The sequence below is a fragment of the Campylobacter concisus genome (assembly GCF_002912425.1).
Classification (GTDB): Bacteria; Campylobacterota; Campylobacteria; order Campylobacterales; family Campylobacteraceae; genus Campylobacter_A; species Campylobacter_A concisus_AH.
The window spans coordinates 1-5287 of sequence record NZ_POYR01000032.1; the positions used below are offsets into that span (position 1 = coordinate 1).

Sequence of the window (5287 nt, forward strand, 5' to 3'; positions counted from 1 at the left end):
TGATATCATTATTTACCTCAATTTTAATAATATATATTTTTGTCAATAAATACCAAGCATATGGTGCCGCCATTGCTAGTACAATAAATTCTATAATTAGCTTGATACTGACTATAGTATTTATAAGGTATTTAAAAGCGAGACTGTGTTAATAGTTTATTAAGGTTTTAAAAAAGTATATTTAAACAGTAAAAAATAATATTTTGCTTTTAAATATGTAAAATATATTTTATGATAGGAAGGACTTGGCAAAGTGTTACAAAAAAATGAGGATATCTCGTGCGGCTTATCACCGATAATACTGTTTGTTTATAATCGTCCAGAGCATACAAGGTTAACAGTGGAAGCTTTACAGAATAATACATTAGCAAAAGATAGTGAACTTTTTATATACTCAGATGCAGCGAAAAGTAAAAACTCAGAATTGGAAGTAAATAACGTAAGAGAGTATATAAAAAATATAGATGGATTTAAAAGTATAAGAATAATAGAAAGAGAAAAAAATTTCGGTTTGGCTAATAGCATAATAGATGGTGTTGGTAAAGTTATAAATAAATATGGTAAAGTAATAGTTCTTGAAGACGATATAGTTACTAGTCCTAATTTTTTACAATTTATGAACAATGCCCTTGATTTTTACTCAGATAATAAAAGTATTATGTCGATTAGCGGTTATATGTATCCGTGTGAAATTCCATATTCTTATAAAAAAAATATATTGCTATTTAATAGATTTAGCTCTTGGGGCTGGGGAATGTGGAGCGATAGATGGAATCTAATAAATTTTGATATAACCGAAAATGATAAGATATTTCATGATAAGAATCTACAAAAGCAGTTTAATGTTGGGGGAGAAGATCTATATAATATGCTTTTACTTCAACTTCAAGGAAAAATAAATTCATGGGCAATAAGGACTGCTTTAACAAGCGCGCTAAATAATAAGGTAACAGTTTATCCTGTAAAGAGTTTAGTTAAAAATATTGGATTTGATAATTCTGGTGTTCATTGTGGAGTATTACATACCTATGATACTGTTTTGGAGGATGCATTTTTGCCAGAGGTATCCAACGTAAGCATAGATGATAATATTGTAAAAATAATAAGAAAAAAATTTGCTCCTACTAAATTACAAAAAATAAAATCACTTATAAGGAAAATAATAAAATAGTTTTTATATTTACCGATATGATTATTCAGAGAGCTAAAATTATATTTTCATAAATAAATTAGCATATTAAAATTTTATAAATAGGAGAATAAATGATACAAAATATAATCCACAATGAAAAATTGTTATCAGTGATAATAAGAGCAAACTATGAAAAAGATGGAATAGAATTTTTTACTCCAGATGATTTTTCTCAGCAGCTCGCATATATGAAAAGACCTAAAAATTATGTAATCCCCCCACATGTTCATAATGCAGTATCTAGAGAAGTTCAGTATACTCAAGAGGTTTTATATATTAAAAGTGGTAAAGTAAGAGTTGATTTTTATGATGACAATAAAAATTATTTGCAAAGCACTATACTTAACAAAGGAGACGTAGTGCTTTTAGCTTTTGGCGGGCATGGGTTTGAGATGATAGAAGAAAGTGAAATTATTGAAGTAAAACAAGGTCCTTATGCAGGAGAAATGGATAAAATAAGGTTTGAACCAGTAGAAAAAGAAAGATTGGAGATTAAGTGATGGATTTTATACCTGTAAATGAGCCATTGCTCAATGGCAATGAAAAAAAATACCTAAATGAGTGCATAGATACTGGATGGATAAGCAGCGAGGGTCCATTTATAAAGAAATTTGAAGAAGATATGTCTAGCTATATAGGTAGAAAATATGCTGTTGCTGTAACAAATGGAACCGCTGCTCTTGAGATGGCTATAGAAGCACTTGGCTTTTGTGAAAATGATGAAGTTATAATGCCTAGTTTTACGATAATATCTTGTGCTCAAGCAGTTGTGAAGGTTGGGGCAAAGCCAGTATTAGTAGATAGCGAGTATGATAGCTTTAATATGAAAGTGGAAGATATTGAGGCAAAAATTACACCAAATACTAAAGCCATAATGGTTGTTCATATATATGGGCTACCTGTGGATATTGATCCAATTTTAAATTTAGCAAAAAAATACAATCTTAGGATTATAGAAGATGCAGCTGAGATGCACGGACAGACATATAACAATAAAATGTGTGGATCTTTTGGTGATATAAGTATATTTAGTTTCTATCCAAATAAACATGTTACAACTGGTGAGGGTGGCATGGTGCTAACCGATGATGAAAATTTGTATGAAAAATGCAAAAGCTTAAGAAATCTTTGTTTTTCACCAGATGGCAAAAAAAGATTCATCCATGAAAGACTTGGGAGCAATCTTAGAATGACAAATATTCAGGCGGCACTCGGAGTCGCACAATTAGAAAGGATAAAGGAACATATAATCAAAAAAAGGTGGATAGGCAGCATGTATCAAGAGCTACTTAGCGATATAGATACCATAAATTTACCTATAAAAAATAAGCCGTTTGCAGAAAATATTTATTGGGTATTTGCTATTACACTTAAAGATGTTTGCCAAAAAACAGCAAAAGATGTTATGCAGGAACTTGCGTTGAGAGGAGTTGGTACAAGACCCTTTTTCTATCCTATGCATGAACAACCAGTTTTTAAAAATATGGGACTTTTTAAAAATGAAGATTATCCAAATGCCAAAAAGCTTTATGAAAGGGGTTTTTATATCCCAAGTGGTCTGGCAATTACGGAAGAACAAATAAAAGAGGTTTCGAAAATTATGCACGAGGTTTTAAAATAGTAAAACTTAAGAGCACTGTAATTTGTTGTAATGAATGATAAAACTTTGTTTTTATGATGTATCATCGTTAGATTGTAGGCTTTTAAAACACGGGAAAGGACGTTTGGTATAAATGGTAGACAACAAAAAACTAAATGTAGCAGTTGTATTTGAAGGAGAGCTTAACGTAGGAGGTGGTTTTCAGACGCAGCTTTCTACTATATTGTCTTTAATAAAAGAGGAAAGATATAATTTTATTGCTGTTGTTTTTTCTTTGCAAAATAAAACTCTTTTAGAAAAACATGGAATAAAAGCATTTTTTTTAAAAATTAATTTACTCCAAAAGATTTGTAGACAGATTTTCAGATCGAATATTTTTTCAAAATTTAATAGACATTTGAAGTTAAAAACATTTTTTGAAAAGAGACTAGATGGTGAAAAGATAGATTTGGTATATTTTTTATCACCATCGGCTCTAGCACTAGATTTAGTAACCCATAATTATATATTTACCATATGGGATCTATCACATAGAGACACTCCCGAGTTCCCTGAAGTAAACCACTGGAGAGAGTTCGAAAGCAGAGAAATCCTTTACAATAATGCACCTAAAAAAGCTATCGCTGTTTTAACGGATTCTGAATTAGGAAAAAGCAATGCAATACGAAGATATGGACTAGATAAAGAAAGAGTTTTTAGTGCATCATTTGTGCCTTCTATAAATGTAAAATCAAATATTTATATTGACATAAAAAATAAATATAAAATTGATGGAGATTATATATATTATCCAGCACAATTCTGGTCACATAAAAATCATGTCTATATTTTAGATGCATTGGCTATCTTAAAAAAACAAGATATTAAAATATCAGTGATATTTAGTGGCTCAGACAAAGGCAATCTTCAATATGTTTTAAATTATGCAAAAAATATTGGAATCGAAGAATTAGTTAAATACATCGGATTTGCGCCAAATGAAGAAATATATCACTTATATAAGCAGTCTTTTGCTTTGGTGATGCCAAGCTATTTTGGTCCAACAAATATCCCGCCACTTGAAGCTTTTTCTATTGGGACTCCAGTTTTTTATTCGGACTTAGATGGACTAAGAGAACAAGTTGGTGATGCGGCAGTTTTATGTGATTTAAATAATCCGGAAGACTTGGCAAATAAGCTAATTATGATGAGTGATACGTCAAAAAGGATTGAGATGATAGAAAAAGGATTTAAAAGACTTGACTTTTTGCAGAAAAACTCCGTTGAAAAGATATTGGTAAATATTTTTGATAGTTATGCTATAAAAAGAAAGTGTTGGCTATAGATACTGTTTTTATATTTATAATTTATTGATGAATTTTATATATACATAGTGCTTGTATAAGCGAATAAAAACACATTTATAGGAAAAAATAAAATAATGAAACAAGAAGTTTATTATAGAAATTATGAAGAAAGACCCACAAGACTTAGCGTAATTACCGCAACCTACAATGCAGAAAAATTCCTACCTAGAGTAATAAAAAGCCTGCAAGAGCAAACCGATAAAGATTTTGAGTGGATCATTTCTGATGGAGCATCTAGTGATAATACTTTAGAAATTTTAAAAAGCACCGAAGGAATAAATATAAAAGTTATTTCTGGAGAGGACTTTGGGATTTATGACGCTTTAAATAGAGGTATAAAGGCTTGTAACGGAGAATTCTACCTTGTTATTGGTGCTGATGATGAACTTTATCCAAATGCTATTCAAAATTATAAAGAAGCTATAGAAGATGGTGTAGACATAATAACAGCTTATATCGATACTAATAATGGCAAAATCAAGCCAAATAGTGGGCCAAGATGGCTGAAAGGACAGGCTCACTATGTCTCCGGACACGCTGTAGGCTCAATATACCGCACAATAATTCATAAAAAACTCGGCTATTATTCAAGAAAATTTCCAATAGTAGCAGATCAGCTATTTGTATTGACTGCTGCAAATTATGGGGCAAAGATAAAAACCCTAAAAAGTGTTGTTGGTAAATTTTCAAATGATGGAGTCAGCAGTATTGATATATTAGGAACTCTTTGTGAATTTTATAGGGTTCAAGTGGTGATGGGCGAAAACAAACTTTTACAAACTGTCCTGTTTGTTTTAAGACTTATTAAAAATTTTGGAAAGATACAGAGATAAGCAAATGAAAGACTACAATGTATCCATAATAGTACCCATTTATAATGTGGAAAAATATATAGAAAAGTGTGCAGTTACGCTTTTTGAACAAGATTATGACAATGTAGAGTATGTTTTTGTAAATGACTGTTCTCCAGATAAGTCTATGAAAATTTTGAAAGATATCATTGAAAAATATCCAAATAGAAAAGATGACATAAAAATTATCAATAATATAAAAAATAGTGGTTCAAGCCTTACTAGAAAGTATGGATTGGATGCTTCAACCGGCAAGTATATCCTATTTGTAGATAGTGATGACTGGGTCGATAGAGAT

General features: G+C 30.5%; 6 protein-coding genes. All 6 read left to right on the forward strand.

Annotated elements, in window-relative coordinates; genetic code table 11:
* The first annotated feature begins 253 nt into the window (after positions 1 to 253).
* A complete protein-coding gene (locus tag CYP84_RS01615; RefSeq protein WP_103636451.1) occupies positions 254 to 1171 on the forward strand; it encodes a glycosyltransferase family 2 protein in 918 nt (305 codons plus the stop codon).
* Positions 1172 to 1263: 92 nt separating this feature from the next.
* Positions 1264 to 1692, forward strand: coding sequence for a hypothetical protein (locus CYP84_RS01620; RefSeq protein WP_103611414.1), 429 nt, complete (start codon positions 1264 to 1266; stop codon positions 1690 to 1692).
* Positions 1692 to 2813, forward strand: a complete 1122-nt coding sequence (locus CYP84_RS01625; protein WP_180996358.1) for a DegT/DnrJ/EryC1/StrS family aminotransferase — start codon at positions 1692 to 1694, stop codon at positions 2811 to 2813. Before CYP84_RS01620 ends, CYP84_RS01625 begins: the two co-directional genes overlap by 1 nt.
* 112 nt (positions 2814 to 2925) lie before the next feature.
* Positions 2926 to 4116: a glycosyltransferase family 4 protein gene (locus tag CYP84_RS01630; protein ID WP_103636452.1), complete on the forward strand. Its 1191-nt coding sequence runs from the start codon at positions 2926 to 2928 to the stop codon at positions 4114 to 4116.
* A gap of 96 nt (positions 4117 to 4212) precedes the next feature.
* Positions 4213 to 4971, forward strand: coding sequence for a glycosyltransferase (locus CYP84_RS01635; protein WP_103636453.1), 759 nt, complete (start codon positions 4213 to 4215; stop codon positions 4969 to 4971).
* A 4-nt stretch (positions 4972 to 4975) separates the two neighbouring features.
* Positions 4976 to 5287: glycosyltransferase family 2 protein (locus tag CYP84_RS01640; protein WP_141089179.1), on the forward strand; the 312-nt coding region annotated here is incomplete at its 3' end.

What these genes read in the sequence shown, in the direction of transcription:
- CYP84_RS01620 (WP_103611414.1), top strand. Translation starts at nt 1,264, where the DNA reads ATGATACAAAATATAATCCACAATGAAAAATTGTTATCAGTGATAATA.
- CYP84_RS01625 (WP_180996358.1), top strand. Translation starts at nt 1,692, where the DNA reads ATGGATTTTATACCTGTAAATGAGCCATTGCTCAATGGCAATGAAAAA.
- CYP84_RS01630 (WP_103636452.1), top strand. Translation starts at nt 2,926, where the DNA reads ATGGTAGACAACAAAAAACTAAATGTAGCAGTTGTATTTGAAGGAGAG.
- CYP84_RS01635 (WP_103636453.1), top strand. Translation starts at nt 4,213, where the DNA reads ATGAAACAAGAAGTTTATTATAGAAATTATGAAGAAAGACCCACAAGA.